Source organism: Rhodococcus sp. PSi06 (assembly GCF_054960675.1).
In genome coordinates this window covers 37,526-59,474 of record NZ_JBHNYO010000009.1, presented here as the reverse complement: position 1 = coordinate 59,474, position 21,949 = coordinate 37,526, and the positions used below count along the sequence as shown (strand labels likewise).

Sequence of the window (21,949 nt, the reverse complement as noted above, 5' to 3'; positions counted from 1 at the left end):
TCGATAGCCTCGCACGGTGACGCAGAAACGTTCGTTGCTCGCCGCCGTCGTGGTCCTCGCCGCGACGTGCGCAGCGTGTGGTGCCGGTCCGTCGTTCCGACCCGACGTTGCGGTGGAGCAGCGATCGCCCGGCCAGCCGGCCGAATCCTCGGAAGAAGCGCTGCCGGAACCTGCCGCGCTCGCTGTCCCGACCACAGATCTCGCGTGGGCGGATTGCACGGGCACCACCCTCGGATCGTTCGGACTCACCTCCACCACTCCCGGCCTGATACTCGAGTGCGCGGAGTACGAAGCCGACGTCGATGCCAGTGGGCAGATGTTCGGCACCTTCGCTGTCGGTGCGTTGCGAGCCCGACTCGACAGGACACCCACCGATGCGGGACCACTGGTGTTCACGTCCGGTTCGGATCGGTCCTCGACGGCGACGTTGGCCACGATGGCCGCCGGTCCGCTCTCGACACTGTTGGAAGCTCACCCCGTCGTCGCAGTGGATCGACGCGGTATCGGCCGATCCACCGCCATCGACTGCATCGACGACACCGTCCAGTCCCCTACCAAGGCCGCCGTCGACGCGCTGGGGCAGTTCACCAGATCCGATGCCGACTCCGTGGACCGAGCCGTCGACGCCGGTCGGGACGCCACCATCGAGTGCACGGACACACTGCAGCCGCAGGAACTCGCTTTCGGCACCACCTACGCCGCGGACGATCTCGACCGACTCCGTCAACTCTGGGGTGTGGATCGGATCGGCTTGATCGGATCCGGCAACGGCGCACTCACCGCGTTGGCCTATGCCGCGAAGTTTCCGGACAACATCTCGCGTCTGATTCTCGATTCGCCGCCCGGGGTCAACACCGATCAGATCACCCTGGCCGAGCAACGGACTCAAGGAAATGAAGCCGCTTTCGCGGCGTTCGCGCAACGGTGCGTTGCGCTGAACTGCTCACTCGGGAGCGATCCGACGGCCGCGGTGGCCCAGCTGCTCCGACGCGCCGCCGGCGGGGAGTTCGCCCCGCTGTCCACTCACGAAGTTCTCGACGGCATCACCTTCGCGCTCGCGTCGACCGCAGGGGACGCGTCGTCGCGGGCCACCGACCTGTCCACGACGCTCTCCGCAGCAGCGGGATCCGACACTGCGGCGCTCTCGGCCCTGGCCGAACGAGGTACCGATGCCTACGGCACCGACGGTCAGTTCGTTTCCCGCTGTACGGACGGACAACAGTGGCCGTCGCCGCAGGGCGTCCGCGATCTGTCGTCTCAGTGGACCGATCGCTATCCGATTTACGGCACCGACGCTGCTCTGACCGCACTGGTGTGTTCCTCCTGGCCGACGGCACCGTCGATCCCGTTGCCCACGTCCCTGGGTGTTCCGGTACTGGTGCTCTCGAACGCAGGCGACCCCATCGTCGGCAACGGCGGGCTGTCCTCGGTCACGGGTCTGGTCGGAGCAACGGGTACGGCAGTGGCGTCGGCAGGCTGGCAGGGCAGCGGGCATCCGAGCCTCGGCGGATCGCAGTGTCTGCAGAGCGCCGCGGTGAACTACGCACGTGACACCGTGCTCCCGACCGACGGCACCGTCTGTCCGGCCTGACCCGGGCAACGACTTTCGGCGCGGGGTGTCCTTTCTCTGCCGCGGCACTGTCTCGGGTACCGTTCGCGGGTGTCACTTAGCTTTCTGGAGCCGCGTACGGGGCGGACGACCGCCGAGGTAATAAAATACGCCCTGTGGCCCATCGCCATCATGACCATCATCCATCGGGTGGTCATCAAAGCTGTCAACGGCGATATCACCAACGACTTCAATCCCGTGTACAGCGCAGCTCTGGCGTTTCTCAATCGTCAGCCGGTGTACACGGCGAATTTCGACTCCGTCGATCCGCACTACCTTTATCAACCGAGCGCGACGATGCTGCTCTCCCCCATCGCCGTCATCGACCCCGAGCGGTCTCGCTGGCTGTTCATCATCGCCAGCACCATCGCCATTCTGCTCGCCCTGTACATCCTGCTGCGCATCTTCGGGTTCCGGCTCGATTCGGTTGCCGCTCCCGCCCTGCTCCTCGCCGCATTCGTCAGCGAAACGGTGACGAACACCTTGGTGTTCACCAACTTCAACGGCTTCGTCCTGCTCGGCGAAGTGGCCTTTCTGGGGTTTCTGTTGCAGCGCAAGGATTTGTCCGCGGGTGTCGCCATGGGACTGACTCTGGCGGTCAAGCCGATGCTCGCACCGCTGCTTCTGCTTCCACTGATGACCCGCCAGTGGAAGGTGTTCATCACGTCGATCGCTATTCCGGTGGTCATGATGGCCATTGCCTGGCCACTGTCGGTGGATCCGATGAACTTCATCGATCGCACGCTGCCGTACCTGCTGCAGACCCGCGACTACTTCAACAGTGCCGTGGTCGGTAACGGTAAGTACTACGGTGTTCCCGAACTGCTGACCCTCGGCATTCGCGTGGTCCTGGGAATCATGGTCCTGGTGTCGCTGTGGCTGCTCTACCGATACTGCCGACAGGACCGTCTGTTCTTCTTCGCGACCACCTCGGGACTGATTCTCACCGCACACTGGCTGCTGGGCTCGCTGGGCCAGATGTACTACTCGATGATGCTCTTCCCACTGCTGATGACCGTGGTGCTCAAGAACTCGCTACTCCGCAACTGGCCCGCGTGGCTGGCGATCTACGGTTTCATGAACTACGACCGTTGGCTGTCGGGACGATGGATCGAAACCGGTCGCGCGCTGGATTATCTGCGGACCACGTTCGGGTGGGCACTGCTGATCGTCGTCATCTTCGGTGTTCTCGTCGGGCGGTATCTCGCCGCGCGAAGCGAAGGACGACTGGACGACGGAATCGAGCCGAGCTACCTCCTGCCGAGCGCACCACCAGCGAAAACGGCATAGCCCGACAAATCGTATTAGCGTGTGAGCATGAGTTCAGCAACCGACAACAACTCCGCTCCCGCCGTCCAGCTCACCGACGCGCAGTGGCGCGAGAAGCTGACCCCCGAGGAATACGCGGTGCTCCGCCAGGCCGGTACCGAACGCCCGGGCGTCGGCGAGTACACCGACACCACCACCGAAGGCATCTACGAGTGCCGAGCCTGCGGAGCCGAATTGTTCCGCAGCACCGAGAAGTTCGAATCGCACTGCGGCTGGCCGTCGTTCTTCGACCCGGCCGACAGCGACGCCGTGATCCTCAAAGAAGACACCACCCTCGGAATGCGCCGCGTCGAGGTGATCTGCCGTAACTGCCACAGTCACCTGGGCCACGTGTTCGAGGGCGAGGGCTACCCCACGCCGACCGACCAGCGGTACTGCATCAACTCGATCTCGTTGGTACTCAAGCCTGCATCGTGAGAAGCTCTGCTCGAGCCATACTGTGAGTATGCGCACTTTCACCTCACCAGAGCAGATCAAAGCGGCAGTCGGCGAAGACCTCGGCACCAGCGATTGGCTGCAGATCACCCAGGAACGGGTGAACACCTTCGCCGACGCCACCGGCGATCACCAATGGATTCACGTGGACATCGAGCGGGCGAAGAAGGAAAGCCCGTTCGGCGCGCCGATCGCACACGGATTCCTGAGCCTGTCCCTGGTGTCGATGCTCAACTGGCAGATCTACACCATCGAGAACACCAAGCTCGGAATCAACTACGGTTCCAACAAAGTTCGCTTCATCAACCCGGTGAAGGTCGGTGCCCACGTACGTCTGCAGAGCACCCTGACCTCCGTCGAGGACGCGTCGGGCGGTGCCTTGCAGATCGTGACCACCGGAACGTTGGAGATCGAGGGCGAGGACAAGCCGGCACTGGTCGCCGAGATCATCTCCCGAGTGGTGTTCTGACCTTCGTCAGCACAGGTGGATCGAACGCGGTGATCGGCGGCAGTGCATCGCCGTAGCGTTCGATCTCCACCAGCACATGCTGCCCTGTGCATCCGCGCGACAGCGACGACGCCCCGTCGTCTGCGGTGAGTACGTTCACGCTGCCGTGCTTGCACATCGATCCGGGATCGGCCGGATCGACTGGGTCGTACCAGGCACCCGTGGACAGCTGGACCACCGATTCCAGCATCGCATCGTCCAGAACCACGCCGGCCAGACACGAGCCCCGGTCGTTGAACACGCGCACCACGTCACCGTCCGAGAGCCCTCTGGCCGCGGCCGCGCACGAGTGCATGCGGATCGGCTCCCGACCCCGGATCTTGGAACCTCGGCTCACCGCACCGTGATCGAGCTGACTGTGCAGCCTGGTACGAGGCTGATTTGCGATCAGGTGCAACGGAAACTGTTCGGCCCGTGGCCCCCCGAGCCATTCCTGCGGCTCGAACCACGTCGGATGCCCACGGCAATCGTCGTAGTCGAAGCCCGCCACCGTCGCCGAATAGATTTCGATCTTGCCGCTCGGGGTGCGCAGGGCGTTCCCGACCGGATCGGTTCGAAAGTCCTCGAGAAACGTCAGATCGTCCTCGGTCTGCATCCGAAACGAACCCGCACGCCGGAAGGCGTCGAACTCGGGCGTCTCGACGCCGCCCGCGCGCAGGTATCCACGCCACTGGCCGTACAGGTGCTCGAGCCACTGTTCGGACGTGCGCCCCTCGGTGAACTGCTGCCCCACACCGAGTTTCGTGGCCACCTCGGCGAACGTGTCGTAGTCGTCACGCGAATCGGCGTACTTCGAGGTGGCCGGCTGCATGGCCACGAGCAACGGATCGTTGCGGGTGCAGCTCAGATCGGAGCGCTCCAGCGACGTCGTCGACGGGACGACGATATCCGCATGCTTGGCCATCGGAGTCCAGTACGGATCGTGTACTACGACCGTGTCGGGCCTGCCGAAAGCACGGCGCAACCGTCCCAGATCCTGGTGATGATGGAACGGGTTACCACCCGCCCAGTAGACGATCTTGATGTCCGGGTAGACCAAATGCTGACCGTCGTAGTCGAATTCGCCACCGGGGTTCAGCAGCATGTCCGAGACCGCCGCCACCGGAATCAGGTCCGGAACAGGGTTGATGCCCTGAGGCAGAGTCGGCAAGGGATACGGCACCGGAGCGAGACCGGGTTCGTTCATCGAACCGTAGCCGTGTCCGAATCCTCCACCGGGCACACCGATCTGCCCCAGCATGGCTGCCAGCGTGATTCCCATCCACGGTGCCTGCTCGCCGTGCCGCGTCCGTTGCAGGGACCACGTGACGGTGACCATCGTGCGTTTCGACGCCATCTCCCGCGCGAGCTCGGCAAGGACCGACGGCTCGATGCCGCAGATTTCCGACGCCCACTGCGGCGTTTTGGGGATGCCGTCCATGACGCCCAGCAGGTATCTCTCGAACTCCGGGTAGCCCTCGCAATAATTGTCGAGAAACGCTGTGTCGTGCAGCTTTTCGTCGGCGAGTACATAGGCAAGTGCCAGCATCATCGCCACGTCGGTGCCGGGTCGCGGCGCGATCCATCGGGCATCACCGCTCATGTCGTCGCGCAGCGGACTGACGGTGACGATCTGTCCACCGCGGGCGCGCATCGCATCGAGCGAGCCGACGGTCGGGTGATCCGACGTTCCGCCGTGATTGATGCCCGTGTTCTTCACCGGCACTCCGCCGAAGGCCACCAGAAGTTCGGTGTGCGCGGCGATCACGTTCCAGGACGTGGAGCGCGAGAACATCTTCCAGTGCGCGCCGAGCACGTGCGGCATGATGACACCGGTGGCACCCAGGGAGTAACTGTGCACCGACCGGGTGTATCCGCCGATGCAGTTGAGAAATCGGTGCACCTGACTCTGCGCGTGATGAAACCGTCCGGCACTCGCCCAACCGTACGAGCCACCGTAGATGGCGCTGTTGCCGAATCGTCCGATCACTCTGCGCAATTCACCCGACAACAAGTCGGTCAGCTCGTCCCACGAGACCTCGACGAACTCGTCACTGCCACGGTGGTCGGTCGGCCCCGGACCCTGCTCGAGCCAACCCCTGCGTACCGCAGGCGCGGTGATGCGCGACCGATGGGTCACCGATCCGACGAGGTTGCCCAACACCGGGGACGGGTTACTGTCCGAGACTTCGGGACGAACGGCGGTGACATCGCGTCCATCCGACTCGGCACGGAACATCCCCCAGTGACCCATATGCTGTGCGCCGGGCACCTCGGTCACCGAATACCGAACTCGTGCAACGCCTTCAGTAGAGCATCGGGGCGCTCCGATGTCGGCACGGGATCGACGAGCGCGAAACTGCATCCGATCGCGCGCGCCGCACCGTCGGCCTCGTCGCTGTCACCCACCATCAACGTCACCGCCGGTTCGACACCCAGTGCCGCCACTGCATGACGGAAGATCTCGGGCTGCGGTTTGACGTGACCTACCTCGAACGAGAGCACGAACTCGTCGACGTACCGGTCCAAGCCCCGCGCGGTGAACGCCGGACGTATGTCGAAAGCGATGTTGCTGAGCACGCCGACCCGAATGGACTGCGCAGCAAGCTTTGTCAGGACCGCTTCGGTATCCGGGTACGGGGTCCACGAATCGGCGTCGATCACACGTCCGTAGACCGATTCGGCCTGTTCGAGAATCGTCACACCGGACTTGTCGAGCACGTGCAGGTAAGCCTGCCGGTGAAGTGCCGGATCCAGGTCTCGATTTCGCCACGCATGCCGCGTCACTTCGTCGAACTCGACCGTCTCCCCCACCGGCGCGGTCATGCGTCGCATCAGTTCCGCGGCTCCGGCACCGTCGACCGGGGTGCCGTCGGCATCGTGAATACCGTCGAACCAGGTCGGATCCTCCTCGAGCCGGAACAACGTGCCCGAGAAATCGAACAGGACGGCTGCGACGGTGGCTGAACCCGTCGTCACGGCAGTGATTCGACGAGCGCGTCCACCTCGACCCGCGGGCCTGTGAAGAACGGGGTTTCCTCGCGCACGTGTCGCCTCGCCTCGGTGGCACGCAGGTCTCGCATCAGGTCGACGATTCGATCGAGTTCGGGGGCCTCGAACGCGAGGATCCACTCGTAGTCACCCAACGCGAACGACGGCACGGTGTTGGCGCGCACGTCCTTGTAACCACGCGCCGCCATGCCGTGATCGGCGAGCATCGTCCGACGCTCGTCGTCGGGCAGCAGGTACCAGTCGATCGACCGAACGAACGGATAGACGCAGATGTACGCGCCCGGATCCTCACCCGCGATGAACGCCGGAACGTGACTCTTGTTGAACTCCGCAGGGCGGTGCAGGGCGGTGTTGCTCCAGACCGGAGTACTGGCCTTGCCCAGCGCGGTGGTGCGACGGAAGTCGGAGTAGGTGGCCTGCAGATCCTCGATGCGCTCGGCGTGCGTCCAGACCATGAAATCGGCATCGGCCCGCATGCCGGCGATGTCGTACACACCCCGCACTGCGACGCCCTTGTCTTCACGGCCCTCGAAGAAGACCTTCGCCTCCTTGGCTGCTGCGGCCCGATCGTCGCCCAGAACGCCGGGCGTGACCTTGTAGACCGAGAACATCAGATAGCGAAGTGTCGAATTGAGCGCTGAGTAATCGAGGCGTGCCATGGCCCTATCGTGCCACTTCGATCACTCGGGCGGCAGCAGTGGTGGCGGACGCAATACAGGCGGGTACCCCGACGCCGCGCTGCCAGGCTCCGGTGACCTCGAGACCGGGTAGATCGGCGACGCCGGATTCCACCGCGGCGACGCGATCGAGGTGTCCGGGCGCATACTGCGGCAGTCCGCCCGGCCAACGTTGCACTGTTGCGGCCAGAGGCCGCACATCGATGCCCGCCACCGTTCGCAGATCGTTCGACGCCGTCTCGATCGTCTCCTCGTCGGATCGCTCCGAGGCGGCGGAATCGCCGAACCGGCCCAGCGAGGCACGCAGCAGTACTGCTTCGCGCGTACCCAGATGGGGCCACTTCCGGCTGGACAACGTGAACGCCTTGACGTCGAGGCCGGCGTCCGTTGCCACCAGGATCCCCGAATTCTTCGGCAGCTCGGTTGCTTTCGGAAAGGCCATCGCCACCACGACCGACGACGCCAACTCGATACCGAGCGCAGCCGCCGACGACTCGGGTGCCACCGCGGCGATCAGCCGACCGAGAACGGGCGCCGGTACCGCCAGGATGACGCCGTCGACGACGCCGACGCCATCGACGAACCACCCACTCGCCTCACGTCGTACCTCTCCGACGCCGGCGCCGACTATCGTGCGGGCGTCGGTCGCGGCGGTCAGCGCGTCGAGCAGTACGCCGTAGCCGTCACGCAGCCCGCCGAAGACCGGTCCCGGCGACGGCGTGGGAAGGGCCGCCAGCACTGCCTCGGTCAGGTTCGGCGCGCCGGCATCCAGCGCCGCTGCCAGTGTCGGCAACGCCGCCCGTACACCGATCGAACTCGCCGAACCGGAGTACACGCCGCCGAGCAGGGGGTCCACCGAACGGCTCACCACCTGGGAGCCGAACCTGGCCCCCACCAGATCGGCGACGCTGACATCCGAACCCACGGTCCACGCGAAGGGCCGCGCGGTCTCGGTCTCGATGAGGTGCAGTTCTTCGGGGTCCACCAGATCTCGCACGGAATCGGCCGAGGACGGTATGCCCATCAACGTCCTGACCGGGAGGGGATGTGTTCGGCCACCGGAGAACACCAGTGGACGCGCCGACGACGGGTGCACCAGCTGATCCGACAGACCCAGTTCGGCGAGCAGAGCCGGTACTTCCGGACGACGACCGATGAACGCTTCCGCGCCCACATCGAGCGACTCGGTCCCGACGTCGGTGGTCCGCAACGTCCCCCCGAGGCGATCGGACGCCTCGACGAGAGTGATCTCCGCAGCGGGACCACAGGCCTGCCGGAGGCGATACGCCGCGACCAGGCCGGAAATCCCGCCGCCGACCACGGCGTAGCGCCGCACCGTCACAACGAATGCACCAACGAGACCACCCGGGTCAGAATCTCGGGATCGGTATCCGGCAACACGCCGTGGCCGAGGTTGAAGACGTGCCCACGCGCACCGGCCGCCACCGCGCGGTCTGCTTCGGCGGCGATGCGTCGAACCTCGGCCTCGACGGCATCCCAGCCGGCGAACAGCACCGCGGGATCGAGATTTCCCTGTAGCACCTTGCCGCCGCCGACACGGTGAACGGCGTCGTCGAGCGGAATCCGCCAGTCGACACCGACCACGTCGGCACCGGCCTCACCCATAGCACCGAGCAACTCGCCGGTACCGACACCGAAGTGAATCTTGGGAACGCCTGCCGAGGACACTGCGTCGAACACTCGCGTCGAATGCGGCAGCACGTACTCGCGGTAGTCGGCCAGCGACAGTGCACCCGCCCACGAGTCGAACACCTGCACCGCGTCGACTCCGGCGGCCAACTGAGCCTGCAGGAACGTGATCGTCGTGGTCGCCAGCGCGTCCAGCAGGGCATGCCAGGTGGCGGGATCGGAGCGCATCAGCGCTTTGGTCTTCTCGTGGTTACGACTGGGGCCACCCTCGACCAGGTAGGACGCCAAGGTGAAGGGTGCTCCGGCGAACCCGATCAACGGAGTGCTTCCCAGCTCACGAGTGAGAATGCGGACGGCGTCGGCCACCGGCTGTACCTGATCGGCAGTGAGAGTGGGTAGCGCCGAGACGTCGGCAGCAGAGCGCACCGGGTTCGCAACCACCGGTCCGGTGCCGGCAACGATGTCGAGATCGATGCCCGCCGCTTTGAGCGGAACGACGATGTCCGAGAACAGGATTGCCGCATCCACATCGTGTCGACGGACGGGCTGCAGCGTGATCTCGGCCACCAGATCGGGCCGGAAGCAAGAATCCAGCATGCCGATGCCGGCGCGAATCTTCCGGTATTCGGGGAGGGATCTGCCGGCCTGACGCATGAACCACACCGGCCTGCGCGAGGGCGCGTCACCGGCGATCGCGGCCAGGAACGGCGCGTCCGGAAGTTCTCGACGGGCTGGGGGTGCGGAGTGCGCTTCGGCGTTCATCGGCTTCCATGCTGCCACGCGTCGGGAAACCCCCCGCCACCAAGGGCGACACACCGACGTCGGTTCCATCACGGCTCGGCGCGCCTCCGCCGCAGCGCAACGTGACGCGTCTAACGTCCGATCACGTGACCGAACCCGAATCCACCGCCGAACCTGCGCCTTTCCGCGCCGCCATCGACGCGATGCATCGGGCCCAGGTCCACCCGGCGATAGAAATCGGTCCCATCCGGCCGCCACAGCGACTCGCCCCGTACAGCTACGCGATCGGGGCCGAAGTCAAACACGCGGACTCCGAGCAGGTCGACGAACAGAGCGACGGCGACGCATTCGGCCGCTTGATTCTGTTGTACGACCCCGACGGTGCAGAAGCCTGGAACGGGACGCTTCGGCTGGTCGCCTACATTCAGGCGGACGTCGACGAATCCCTGGCCGAGGATCCCATGCTTCCCGAGGTCGGCTGGAGTTGGCTGGTCGACGCACTGGAATCCCGGGCCGAACCGCTCAACGCACTCGGCGGCACCGTCACCTCGACCAGTTCGGTGCGTTACGGCGACATCGCCGGTCCCCCCAAGGCCCATCAGCTCGAACTTCGCGCCTCATGGACGGCGACGTCCGAGGACCTCTCGACGCACGTCGAAGCCTTCTGCGAGGTACTCGCGTACGCGGCCGGGCTGCCGCCCGCGGGGATCACCACCCTCGGTCAGCGCAGTTCCAGCCGGACATAGTCGCCGGACCCACCGACCGTAGGGCCTAGAGTCACTGTCCATGTCAGCCGAGACTTCCCCCGACACCACGTCGGACGACTCCACGTCGGACGAGCAGGTCGACGAGCCGGTAGCCGTTCCGTTGCTCGCCCCTGCCGACGGCGTGCCCGACGTCGTGGACACACCGGACGCCGTCGTGGCGGCTGCGAGGCTCCTCGCCGCGGGTCACGGGCCACTCGCGGTCGACGCCGAACGTGCGTCGGGCTTTCGGTACTCCCAGCGCGCGTATCTTCTGCAATTTCGCCGCCGCGGTGCCGGGACCGTGCTGCTCGACCCCATCCCGGTCGCCGGAGATCTCGCTCCGCTGGCCGAGGTCATCAATCCACTCGAATGGGTGCTGCACTCCGCCGATCAGGACCTACCGGGGCTGGCCGAACTCGGGTTGGTCCCCGCGACGCTCTACGACACCGAACTGGCCGGCCGCCTGGCCGGTTTCGACCGCGTCGGGCTCGGCGCAATCGTCGAGAGAACCCTCGGCCTGGCCCTGCAGAAGGGGCACGGCGCAGCCGACTGGTCCACCCGGCCTCTACCCGACACTTGGCTCAACTACGCGGCCCTCGACGTCGAGGTCCTGCTCGAGCTGCGTGATGCGATGGCCGTCGAATTGGAAGCCCAAGGCAAAACCGACTGGGCAGCACAGGAATTCGCCCACATTCTCTCCCTCGGCCCACCCAAACCCAAGACCGACCGGTGGCGTCGAACGTCGGGGATACATGCGATCAAATCTCCCCGCACCCTCGCCGCAGTCCGTGAACTGTGGACCACGCGAGACGAATTGGCAGCCAAACGGGACGTGGCACCGAGCCGGGTCCTGCCGGACTCCGCGATCGTGGCTGCCGCGACCGCCGATCCGAAGACCTCACGCGAGCTCGAGCAACTACCGGTGTTCGGCGGTCCTCGCCAACGTCGGTCGTCACGGCTGTGGGCCTCGGCACTGACCCGCGCGCGAGTGTTGCCGACTTCCGAATTGCCATCCATGGCAGCGTCTTTCGACGGTCCACCACCGGTCAATCGATGGGCCCGTCGCGATCCGGACGCGGCGGCCCGGCTCGCCGACGTGCGAGCTGCGATGACCGAACTGAGCGAATCGGTATCGGTCCCGGTCGAAAACTTGTTGATGCCGGATCTGCTGCGACGACTCGTGTGGGATTGGCGAACTCCCGACGACGGTCTCGATCCGGCCGAGATGATCGACGCCCGGCTGACCGAGGGTGGGGCTCGTCCATGGCAACGCTCGCTGGTGGTGCCGGTTCTGGCGAAGGCACTGCACCCTTCCCAAGTTACCGACGAGTAATACCCGCTACAGTGGGTGGCACGTCCGGGTACCCGGGCGAGTCGTCCGCATCTGTCGGGAGGATCGAAAAGCGTGTCTGTACCCGCGTCCACCAGCTCACAGAGGAATGTTGTCTTCGTCGACGGCATCCGCACCCCGTTCGGCAAGGCAGGCCCCAAGGGCATGTACGCCGACACTCGCGCAGACGACCTCGTCGTCAAAGCAATCCGCGAACTGCTCCGTAAGAACCCCAACCTTCCTCCCGAGCGCATCGACGAGGTCGCGATCGCCGCGACCACGCAGACCGGCGATCAGGGCCTGACCATCGGCCGCACCTCCGCTCTGCTGGCCGGACTCCCCCGCAGCGTCCCGGGATTCGCTATCGACCGCATGTGCGCGGGCGCGATGACCTCGGTGACCACCACCGGATCGGGCATCGGCTTCGGCCAGTACGACGTCGTCATCGCCGGCGGCGTCGAGCACATGGGCCGCCACCCGATGGGTGAGGGCGTCGACCCCAACCCGCGCTTCCTCGCCGACAAGCTCGTCGATCCCAGTGCACTGGTGATGGGCAACACTGCCGAGAACCTGCACGACCGGTTTCCGAGCATCACCAAGGACCGCACCGACGCCTACGCCGTGGCCAGCCAGAACAAGTACGACGCGGCCAAGAAGGCCGGCTACATCGCCGACACTCTCGTACCCGTGGCCACTAAATCCGCAGCAGGATGGGGCCTGGCCACCGAGGACGAGCCACCCCGTCCCGGCACCACCATCTCGGACCTCGCCAACCTCAAGACGCCGTTCCGCCCCGCAGGCCGCGTCACCGCAGGCAACGCCGCCGGACTCAACGACGGTGCCACCGCCGCGATCCTCGCCGGTGAGGACACAGCACACGAGCTCGGCCTGAACATCGGCATGCGGATGGTCGGCTTCAGCTTCGCCGGCGTCGATCCCGCCGTCATGGGTATCGGTCCGGTTCCCGCAACCGAAAAGCTGCTCGGCCGAACCGGATTGAGCATCGAGGACATCGGCCTGTTCGAGATCAACGAGGCCTTCGCCATTCAGGTTCTCGCCTTCCTCGAGCACTACGGCATCGCCGACGACGACCCCCGCGTGAACCAGTGGGGCGGGGCCATCGCGTGCGGCCACCCCCTCGCATCCTCGGGCGTTCGCCTTATGACGCAGCTCAGCCGGCAGTTCGCCCAGCAACCCGATGTCCGGTACGGCCTGACGACCATGTGCATCGGACTCGGCATGGGCGGAACCGTCATCTGGGAGAACCCCAATCACGCTGACTACTCGGGAGCAGCCAAATGAGCGACATCACCACCGCGTTCGAAGACGAGGTAGTCACGAACGCGTTCACCAAGATCGTGTCCGTACCAGGGCTCGACGGCTCCATTGCACTGGTGACCCTCGACAACGGGTTCGACCACACCAAGCCGTCGACATTCGGTCCCGGCGGCCTCGCCAAGTTCGACGCCGCCCTCGACGAGGCATTCGCTGCGAACCCGGTGGCCGTCGCCGTCACCGGCAAGCCGTTCATCTTCGCCGTCGGTGCAGACCTCAACGGTGTGCCGAACATCAAGACCAAGGACGAGGCACTCCAGATCGGGCAGCTCGGCCACAAGGTCTTCCGGCGCCTGCGCGAGTCGACAATTCCGACGTTCGCCTTCATCAACGGTGCCGCTCTCGGCGGCGGCCTCGAAGTGGGATTGCACTCGCACTACCGCACGGTTGCCGAGAACGCGGCCGCGCTCGGCCTACCCGAGGCGTTCCTCGGCCTGGTCCCCGGATGGGGCGGAACGCAGTTGCTGCCCAACATCATCGGAGCATCGAACGCAGTCACCGTCGTCATCGAGAACGCGCTGAACCAGAACCGCGTCCTCAAGCCGCAGCAGGCACTCGACCTCGGTATAGCCGACGCCCTCTTCGGCGGTGCCGACTTCCTCGAGCAGTCACTGGCCTGGGCAGCTCAGGTCATCAAGGGTGAGATCACCCCGGCCCGTCCCGAGATCGATCGCGGGCAGGCCTGGGACGACGCCATCGCGCGTGCGCGGGGCATCGTGGCAGGCAAGACCGGTAATTTCGCGCCGGGCCCGGTCGCCGCCGTGGATCTGCTCGAGCTGGCGAAAAACACCGACATCACCGATTCCGCTTCTCTCGACACGGCTTTCGCGGCCGAGGACGACGCACTGTCGACCCTGTTGGTCAAGGACGAATTGCGGGCCGGCCTGTACGCCTTCGATCTGGTGCAGAAGCGTGCGAAGCGTCCCGCCGGTGCGCCGGACAAGTCCCTCGCCCGCAAGATCTCCGGCGTCGGCATCGTCGGTGCCGGCCTGATGGCCAGCCAACTGGCGCTGCTGTTCGTCCGCCAGCTGAAGGTGCCGGTGATTCTCACCGACATCGATCAGGAGCGCATCGACAAGGGCGTCGGCTACGTACACGGTGAAATCGACAAGCTGCTCGGCAAGAAGCGTCTGTCCCCCGATGCCGCGAATCGGCTGAAGGCGTTGGTGTCCGGCTCGATCGACAAGTCCGCCTTCGCGAACACCGACTTCGTCATCGAGGCCGTGTTCGAGAACCTGGACGTCAAGAAGAAGGTGTTCGCCGAGGTCGAGGAATTCGTCTCCGCCGACACCATTCTCGCGACCAACACCTCCTCGTTGTCGATCACGAAGATGGCTGCGGACCTGAAGCACCCCGAGCGGGTCGTCGGCTTCCACTTCTTCAACCCCGTCGCGGTTCTTCCACTGCTCGAGGTCGTCAAGGGCGAGAAGACCGACGACGCCACTCTCGCAACGGCATTTGCTACCGCGAAGACGCTGAAGAAGTCGGCCGTCCTGTCGGCCGATCTGCCCGGCTTCGTCTTCAACCGGCTGGTCACTCGCGCGTCGAACGAGATCATCAGCGCAATCGACGAGGGCACCCCGTTCGATGTGGCGGACGGCGCAGTGGGCGAACTCGGCATGCCGATGAGCCCTCTGACCTTGCTTGCCCTCGTCGGACCGGCGGTTGCTCTGCACACGGCCGAAACCCTCGCCGAGGCGTACCCGGAGCGGTTCAAGGACTCCGCCGGGTTCCGTGCACTCGTCGAGGCGAAGAAGCCCGGCGTGTGGACCTACGGACCCGAGGGCCAGGTCGTCGATCCCGAGGTGGCAGCACTGTGGCCGCAGGGTGACTCGCCGTCGACGGCCGAGCAGGTTCTCGAGCGGACCCGCAATGCCTTTGCCGACGAGATCAAGATCATGCTCGACGAAGGTGTCGTCGCAGCGGCCCAGGACATCGATCTCTGCTTGCTCCTCGGCGGCGGCTTCGGATTCTGGAACGGCGGTATCACTCCGTACCTGGATCGCAGCGGCGCGTCCGAGGCCGCAACCGGTCAGCGTTTCCTCGCGCCGGGTGTAGCCAGCGTCTAGCTCTGCCCGCCGAGTTCGAGGTTATGGACGAATTTCATCGCATTTTCGTCCATAACCTCGAACTCGACAGCGACTGGTCCCACTGTCGCAGGGTCGTCTAGTTTCGAACCCGATGACCACCCGTACAGAACATGACGCAGCCGCCGACCGGGATCACCTGATTCGAGTCGGCTATCGCATGTTGGGCTCGTACAGCGAGGCCGAGGACGCAGTCCAGGAAGCATTCGTACGGTGGTATCGGCTCAGCGACACCGAGCGCGCCGTGATCTACATCCCCCTGGCGTGGATGACCCGTGTCGTCAGTCGCATCTGCCTGGATGTGCTCGGTTCTGCGCGCGTACGTCGTGAACAGTATGTCGGTCAATGGCTGCCCGAACCCGTGCCCGACCGAGACACATCGCTGACGTCTGCCGACCCCGCCGATCGAGTTGCTCGAAACGATTCGGTGAGCTTGGCTCTGCTGATAGTGATGGACTCCCTCGGTCCGGCCGAACGAGTGGCCTTCGTGTTGCACGATGTGTTCGGGTTGCCGTTCGACGAGATCGCAGTCACCCTGGATCGCTCTCCCGCCGCTTGTCGGCAACTTGCATCCGCCGCGCGCAAGCGCGTTCGGGATCCGCGCGCTCACGACAGCGACCCGGCGGAACACGACCGACTCGTGCGTGCGTTCGCGGCGGTGTCGAGCAGCGGGACTCTCGCGGAACTGACCGCCGTTCTCGCGCCTGAGGTTTCGCTGATCAGCGACGGCGGCGGAAAGATCACCGCCGCACGCAATCCGATTCTCGGCTCCGACCGGGTGGCACGATTCATCCGCGGAATCACCGCGAAGTCCACCGAACTCGACGGGTCGATAGAGCCGGTGAACGGATCGTCCGGGATCGTCTTTCGGCGCGCCGGTACCGTCTTCGCCGTTGTCGGTTTCCGTGTCGCGGGCGGCGTCGTGGCGAACGTATGGATCGTGCTGAACCCGGACAAGCTTCGGCACTGGGACTGAACACACAGACATTTACGCGGGCTGCGTCGTCAATAGATCATGAAGCCGAAATCCAAGAGCGTGATCGTGTGCGTATCCGGTCCGCACCACAACACCTGGAGAATTGCCGAGGCCATCGCCGATGGTCTCGGTGCCGAGGTCAGAACACCGGACCAGACAGACCCCGCCCGCATCGCGGAATACGACCTGGTCGGATTCGGATCGGGCATCTACTTGGGCAAGCACCACCCCCAGTTACTGTCGTTCGTGGCGTCCTTGCCGAACGTGGACCACCACAGGGCATTCGTTCTGGCAACCAGCGGATTCGCCGAATCTTCGCTGCATCGATTCTCCCGTTCCCTCACGAAGTCGTTGCACAGCAAAGGCTTCGACATTTCGGATACATTCTCGTGCCGAGCCAAAGACACCTTCTTTCCCTTCGCTCTCTTCGGCGGAATCCGACAAAGCCGTCCGAACGATGCCGATGTGCGACGCGCTCGACTGTTCGCCGAGAATTTGAGAACGACGCAGGCGAGCCCGACTTCGATCGGGGATATTCAATGAAGCTGGCCGTAGCAGGTGGAACAGGAACCGTCGGAACGCATGTCGTCGAAGTAGCACGTATGCGTGGGCACGAGGTCGTCGTGCTCTCGCGATCGGCGGGCGTGGATCTCATGAGCGGCAACGGACTGGCCGACGCCATCGCCGGGGTCGACGCCGTCGTCGATGTCTCGTCGACGCAGACCGTCTCGGCGAAGGAGTCGACAGCGTTCTTCTCCGCCGTCACCCACAACTTGTTGGCGGCCGAGATCGAGGCTGGAATCGGCCATCATCTGGCCCTGTCGATTGTGGGAATAGACAAGGCCCCGCACGCATATTACGCCGGAAAGGTGAAGCAGGAAGGCATCATTCGAGCCGGGACAGTGCCGTGGACGATTCTTCGAGCCACGCAATTCCACGAATTCGCCGGCCAGATTCGCGCTCAGATGTCGTTCGGTCCGGTCAGCGTGATCCCGAAGATGGTCTCGCAACCGATCGCTGCCCGCGAGGTTGCCGAACGGCTGATCGATCTGGCGGAACACTCGCCGGCGGGCCGAGTGGCAGACCTCGGTGGACCACGTGAAGAACGTATGGCCCAGATGGTGCGGCGCTACGCCCGTGCTGCCGGTGCGCGAGGTCTGGTGCTCGAACTACCGGTACCGGGCGCATACGGCCGGGCAATGCGAGACGGAACGCTGATCAACGCGAACGATTCGGATCACGGTCGGCAGACGTTCGATCAGTGGTTGGATCACGCGAAACCACGCTGACCGATCGGGCGCAGGGCAGCCACCCCGACCACCCCCATCCACACGAACACCGGCCACAGTGCTGCCCGTTCCCACAGACCCCCGTAGTCGCTGCTGTTCGCGGTGACGAAAAACGCAATGGATGCCGCGACGGTCGCAATGCCCAGGATCGCTGCACTGACCGGAATCCACCGAGGCGTACCGAATGCCCTGGCTGCGAACAACAGGGCAATCGGCAACGCAACGAAGGACGGCGTCGACACCAACACATGCAATTCGAGGTCGACGTCGAGGGGCACCAGTCCCGTGCCGATCGAGCCGAGCCCACCGACGACGAAGAGCCACCGAGTCAGTGTCGAGCTCCTTCGCTGCGGCCAGGTTCGCCGCGACAGAACCGGCCCCACCACGAGCGCAAGACCGAACACGACGAATGCGCCGTTCATCCACGCGTGCAGCGGAGAGCAGACCGCGACAGGTCCGAACGGGTAGTCGATATCGGTGCAGGTAGTAACCCCGAGATCGCTGATCGTGTTGTCGATCAGGCTGTACGGGCTGGTCGGTGTGAAGGCCAGTACGACTTCCAGGACCACGTATACCGGTTGAATCGCGAGAAGGGCCCAACCGATACGGTTCGGGATCGACAACTCGCCGGTGTCGGACATATCGCCCATTCTCCCGGACATGCCCCATCGCGAACTGCGCTTTCGACCGATTCCACACACAGCCGGACGCTGCGAGGACGATGATGGCGATCGATCACCACGGACGCTGGTCAACCCCGAAAGCTGGTTCATGCCATGACGCAACCGACCGATCGGCACACCGCGAAGGTCATCGGAGTCACCATCGCCGCAGCAGTCGGCGGCTTTCTCTTCGGATTCGATTCCTCCGTGGTGAACGGTGCGGTGGACTCCATCGAGGAGAACTTCGCCCTGTCGTCGTTCGTCACCGGCTTCGCGGTGGCCATTGCACTTCTCGGCTGTGCGGTAGGCGCCTGGTTCGCAGGCCGCCTGGCGGACAGCTGGGGCCGCAAGAAGGTGATGTTGCTCGGCTCCGCATTGTTCACCATTTCGTCCGTCGGCTCCGGGTTCGCTTTCAGCGTGCCGGATCTGATGCTGTGGCGAGTGCTCGGTGGACTGGGCATCGGCATCGCGTCGGTGATCGCACCCGCCTACATTTCGGAGATTGCTCCGGCTCGCTATCGCGGTGGATTGGCATCGTTGCAACAGCTGGCGATCACCGTCGGCATCTTCGCCGCTCTGCTCTCGGACGCAGTGTTGCAAAATGCGGCAGGCGGGCCGTCGAACGATCTGTGGTTCGGTCTCGAAGCCTGGCGATGGATGTTCTTGGTCGGCGTGGCACCCGCTCTCGTCTACGGGTTTCTCGCCACGCTCATTCCCGAGTCACCCCGATACCTCGTCGGCAAACATCTCGACGAGGAAGCGGCACGCATTCTCGGTGAGATCTCCGGAGAAGTGAACCCGGACGAGCGGGTCAAGGAAATTCGTCTGACCCTGCGGCGCGAGTCGAAGTCGTCGTTCGGCGATATTCGCGGACCCGCGTTCGGCTTGCAACCCATTGTCTGGGTCGGCATCACGATGGCGATCCTGCAACAGCTCGTCGGAATCAACGCCATCTTCTACTACTCGACGACGCTGTGGAAGTCCGTGGGGTTCAGCGAGAATCAGTCGTTCGTCACCTCGGTCATCACCTCCGTCATCAATGTGTCGATGACGTTCGTGGCAATCCTTTTCGTCGATCGATTCGGCCGTCGCAATCTACTCATGATCGGCTCGATCGGAATGTTCGTCGGCCTCGTACTCGCGGCCGTCTCGTTCACTCAGGCGGTGGGCAGCGGCGATCAACTGGAACTGCCGTCGCCGTGGGGCCCGGTCGCGCTGGTCGGTGCCAACTTGTTCGTCGTCTTCTTCGCCGCTACCTGGGGACCGATCATGTGGGTGATGCTCGGCGAAATGTTCCCCAACCGAATGCGCGCCGTTGCACTCGGTATCAGTACGGCGGCCAACTGGGTTGCCAATTTCGCTATCACCCTGGCATTCCCGCCGCTGTCCGACACTATCGGACTCGGATTCATCTATTCGTTCTTCGCGTTCTTTGCAATCCTGTCGTTCTTCTTCGTCAAGTACAAGATCAGGGAGACCAAGGGAATGGAGCTCGAGGACATGGTGATCTGACCTGCCCAGGTTCGTCCTAGCAGGTCTGCGGAGCGAGGAGGGCCGCTGCCCTTCGACACGGCGAGTGCCGAGAGGTCAGAGACTCTTGACCCAGTCCGACACCCGCTGCACGATGTCCTCGCACGTCAGACCGAGCTCGTGGTGAATCTGATCACGCGACGCGTGGTCCAGAAAACGTTGCGGCACACCGAGATCCCGGCACGGTGTGTCGACGCCCGCTCCTCGCAGAGCCGCCGACACAGCAGAGCCGATACCGCCGTGCAGACCACTGTCCTCCACCGTGACCACCATTCGATAGTCCTCGGCCAGCTTCAGCAACGACTGTGGAACGGGAAGGACCCAGCGCGGGTCCACGACGGCCACCGAGATTCCGTCGTGTCGAAGTTTGGCCGCTGCGTCGAGGGCGAGAGAGCCGAACACGCCGACCGCGACGATCAGCACGTCACCTGTCGCATCGGAAGGCTCGGTCAACACGTCGACGACACCGTCGAGTCGTCGCACGGCCGAAACGGTCTCGGTCACTGCACCTTTCGGGAACCTCAGGGCCGTGGGTCCGTCGGACGTCGCGATTGCCTCGGCCAGCTCTTCTCGGAGGGTCTCGGCATCTCTCGGCGCGGCCACTTTCATGCCGGGGATTATGCCGAGCAGAGACATGTCCCACATGCCGTTGTGACTGGCACCGTCGGCACCGGTGACACCCGCGCGGTCCAGAACCACGGTGACCGGTAGTCCGAGCAATGCCACATCCATCAGCAACTGATCGAACGCACGGTTGAGGAAAGTCGAGTAGATGGCGACCACCGGATGCATCCCACCGAGTGCGAGCCCGGCGGCCGATGTCATTGCATGCTGCTCGGCAATACCGACGTCGAACAAGCGATCGGGGAATCGGACACCGAACGCGGCGAGTCCGGTGGGTGCCGCCATCGCCGCAGTGATCGCAACGACGTCGTCGTTCTGTTCGCCCTGCTCGATGAGCGCCGCCGAGAACACCGAGGTCCAATCCGGTGCCGACTTCGATCGAGCCAGTCCGGTCGCCGGATCGATGACTCCGGTGGCGTGCATCTGATCGGCAACGTCGTTTTCGGCGTGGACATAACCCATGCCCTTGCGCGTCACCGCGTGCACGATGACCGGCCCGCCGTATGCCTTGGCTCGACGCAGTGCCGATTCCATGGCGTGCTGATCGTGGCCGTCGACCGGCCCCATGTACTTGATGCCCAAATCGGTGAACATCACCTGGGGACTGAGCGCGTCCTTCACCCCGGCCTTCATGCCGTGCAACATCCGGTACGCGGTCGGCCCGACGACGGGCACCTTGCGCACGATGCGGCGGCCGTTGTCCAGAATCTTCTCGTACTCCGGCTGCAGCCTCAGCGCTGCCAGATGATCGGCGAGTCCGCCGATGGTCGGGGCGTACGAGCGGCCGTTGTCGTTCACGACGATGACCAGGGAGCGGTCGCGGCCGGCGGCGATGTTGTTGAGTGCTTCCCAACACATACCGCCGGTGAGCGCACCGTCGCCGACGACGGCGACGACGTGCCGATCGGACTCGCCCTTGAGGGCGAATGCCTTGGCCAAGCCGTCTGCGTAGGACAGGGAAGCCGACGCGTGCGAGGACTCCACCCAGTCGTGTTCACTCTCGGTACGAGACGGATAGCCCGAGAGGCCGCCCTGCTTGCGCAGGGTGTCGAACAAACCGGTACGACCGGTCAACATCTTGTGGACGTAGGCCTGGTGACCGGTGTCGAAGATGATGGGATCGCGCGGCGAGTCGAAGATTCGGTGGATGGCCAACGTCATCTCCACCACGCCCAGATTGGGCCCGAGGTGCCCACCCGTGGCGGACACCTTCTCCACCAAGAATGCGCGGATCTCGCGAGCCAGCTCGGCCAGCTCCGCACTACCGAGGCCACGCAAGTCCTCGGGCGTCTGAATTCGCGCTAGGACACCCAACGAGATCGCTCCCTCCGGCCGAAAAAACACTGGACAATTCAGTCTACGGAGTCGCTGTCCCCGCGCTGCTCCGCCCAGCGTGGTGTCGGTGACACTACCGCCGAACACCGAGGTGC

The 21,949-nt window shown here is 64.6% G+C and carries 19 protein-coding genes; 12 read left to right on the top strand and 7 right to left on the bottom strand.

Going from position 1 to position 21,949, the window contains the following annotated elements; translation table 11 throughout:
* Positions 1-16 precede the first annotated feature (16 nt).
* The 4 genes from ACFI9K_RS13290 (at position 17) to ACFI9K_RS13275 (ending at position 3,842) form a co-directional block, all read left to right on the top strand.
* Positions 17-1,591, top strand: a complete 1,575-nt coding sequence (locus ACFI9K_RS13290) for an alpha/beta hydrolase (RefSeq protein WP_462663931.1) — start codon at positions 17-19, stop codon at positions 1,589-1,591.
* Between the two features lie 69 nt (positions 1,592-1,660).
* A complete protein-coding gene (locus ACFI9K_RS13285; protein ID WP_462663930.1) occupies positions 1,661-2,899 on the top strand; it encodes a glycosyltransferase family 87 protein in 1,239 nt (412 codons plus the stop codon).
* Between the two features lie 27 nt (positions 2,900-2,926).
* Complete coding sequence (gene msrB / locus ACFI9K_RS13280) at positions 2,927-3,355, top strand: peptide-methionine (R)-S-oxide reductase MsrB (protein WP_032403312.1); 429 nt, start codon at positions 2,927-2,929, stop codon at positions 3,353-3,355.
* Between the two features lie 28 nt (positions 3,356-3,383).
* On the top strand, positions 3,384-3,842 hold the full coding sequence (locus tag ACFI9K_RS13275) for a MaoC family dehydratase (RefSeq protein WP_462663929.1): 459 nt from the start codon (positions 3,384-3,386) through the stop codon (positions 3,840-3,842).
* Here the strand turns inward: ACFI9K_RS13275 and ACFI9K_RS13270 are convergent.
* From ACFI9K_RS13270 to hemE, 5 genes are read right to left on the bottom strand one after another with little or no spacing between them, the layout of a single operon-like run.
* Positions 3,820-6,114, bottom strand: coding sequence for a molybdopterin-dependent oxidoreductase (locus ACFI9K_RS13270; RefSeq protein WP_462664062.1), 2,295 nt, complete (start codon positions 6,112-6,114; stop codon positions 3,820-3,822). The genes ACFI9K_RS13275 and ACFI9K_RS13270 overlap by 23 nt on opposite strands.
* 23 nt (positions 6,115-6,137) lie before the next feature.
* Complete coding sequence (locus ACFI9K_RS13265) at positions 6,138-6,839, bottom strand: HAD family hydrolase (RefSeq protein ID WP_462663928.1); 702 nt, start codon at positions 6,837-6,839, stop codon at positions 6,138-6,140.
* Positions 6,836-7,531 (bottom strand): hydrogen peroxide-dependent heme synthase, encoded by a 696-nt coding sequence (gene hemQ, locus ACFI9K_RS13260; protein ID WP_462663927.1) that lies wholly within the window; start codon positions 7,529-7,531, stop codon positions 6,836-6,838. The genes ACFI9K_RS13265 and hemQ overlap by 4 nt, the downstream gene beginning before the upstream one ends.
* 4 nt (positions 7,532-7,535) lie before the next feature.
* Complete coding sequence (locus ACFI9K_RS13255) at positions 7,536-8,891, bottom strand: protoporphyrinogen oxidase (protein ID WP_462663926.1); 1,356 nt, start codon at positions 8,889-8,891, stop codon at positions 7,536-7,538.
* Positions 8,888-9,961, bottom strand: coding sequence for a uroporphyrinogen decarboxylase (gene hemE / locus ACFI9K_RS13250; RefSeq protein WP_462663925.1), 1,074 nt, complete (start codon positions 9,959-9,961; stop codon positions 8,888-8,890). Before hemE ends, ACFI9K_RS13255 begins: the two co-directional genes overlap by 4 nt.
* A 125-nt stretch (positions 9,962-10,086) precedes the next feature.
* Between hemE and ACFI9K_RS13245 the strand changes: the two genes are divergently transcribed.
* The 7 genes from ACFI9K_RS13245 (at position 10,087) to ACFI9K_RS13215 (ending at position 17,703) form a co-directional block, all read left to right on the top strand.
* The gene (locus tag ACFI9K_RS13245; RefSeq protein ID WP_462663924.1) at positions 10,087-10,686 is read left to right on the top strand and encodes a DUF3000 domain-containing protein; all 600 of its coding nucleotides are present in this window, start codon (positions 10,087-10,089) and stop codon (positions 10,684-10,686) included.
* A 40-nt stretch (positions 10,687-10,726) separates the two neighbouring features.
* The gene (locus tag ACFI9K_RS13240; protein ID WP_204856508.1) at positions 10,727-12,019 is read left to right on the top strand and encodes a ribonuclease D; all 1,293 of its coding nucleotides are present in this window, start codon (positions 10,727-10,729) and stop codon (positions 12,017-12,019) included.
* Between the two features lie 72 nt (positions 12,020-12,091).
* Positions 12,092-13,318 carry a thiolase family protein gene (locus ACFI9K_RS13235; protein ID WP_462663923.1) on the top strand — a complete coding sequence of 409 codons (1,227 nt, stop codon included), beginning with the start codon at positions 12,092-12,094 and terminating at the stop codon, positions 13,316-13,318.
* Positions 13,315-15,420, top strand: a complete 2,106-nt coding sequence (locus ACFI9K_RS13230) for a 3-hydroxyacyl-CoA dehydrogenase NAD-binding domain-containing protein (protein WP_462663922.1) — start codon at positions 13,315-13,317, stop codon at positions 15,418-15,420. Before ACFI9K_RS13235 ends, ACFI9K_RS13230 begins: the two co-directional genes overlap by 4 nt.
* 112 nt (positions 15,421-15,532) lie before the next feature.
* Positions 15,533-16,414: an RNA polymerase sigma factor SigJ gene (gene sigJ, locus ACFI9K_RS13225; RefSeq protein WP_462663921.1), complete on the top strand. Its 882-nt coding sequence runs from the start codon at positions 15,533-15,535 to the stop codon at positions 16,412-16,414.
* Positions 16,415-16,453: 39 nt separating this feature from the next.
* Positions 16,454-16,957, top strand: a complete 504-nt coding sequence (locus ACFI9K_RS13220) for a flavodoxin family protein (RefSeq protein ID WP_462663920.1) — start codon at positions 16,454-16,456, stop codon at positions 16,955-16,957.
* A complete protein-coding gene (locus tag ACFI9K_RS13215) occupies positions 16,954-17,703 on the top strand; it encodes an SDR family oxidoreductase (RefSeq protein WP_462663919.1) in 750 nt (249 codons plus the stop codon). The genes ACFI9K_RS13220 and ACFI9K_RS13215 overlap by 4 nt, the downstream gene beginning before the upstream one ends.
* Here the strand turns inward: ACFI9K_RS13215 and ACFI9K_RS13210 are convergent.
* Positions 17,685-18,344 (bottom strand): DUF998 domain-containing protein, encoded by a 660-nt coding sequence (locus tag ACFI9K_RS13210; protein WP_462663918.1) that lies wholly within the window; start codon positions 18,342-18,344, stop codon positions 17,685-17,687. The genes ACFI9K_RS13215 and ACFI9K_RS13210 overlap by 19 nt on opposite strands.
* A gap of 135 nt (positions 18,345-18,479) precedes the next feature.
* Between ACFI9K_RS13210 and ACFI9K_RS13205 the strand changes: the two genes are divergently transcribed.
* Complete coding sequence (locus tag ACFI9K_RS13205; protein WP_462663917.1) at positions 18,480-19,877, top strand: sugar porter family MFS transporter; 1,398 nt, start codon at positions 18,480-18,482, stop codon at positions 19,875-19,877.
* 75 nt (positions 19,878-19,952) lie between these two features.
* On the opposite strand, the gene dxs is transcribed toward ACFI9K_RS13205, so the two are convergent.
* Positions 19,953-21,833 (bottom strand): 1-deoxy-D-xylulose-5-phosphate synthase, encoded by a 1,881-nt coding sequence (dxs, locus tag ACFI9K_RS13200; protein WP_462663916.1) that lies wholly within the window; start codon positions 21,831-21,833, stop codon positions 19,953-19,955.
* Between the last annotated feature and the right edge of the window lie 116 nt (positions 21,834-21,949).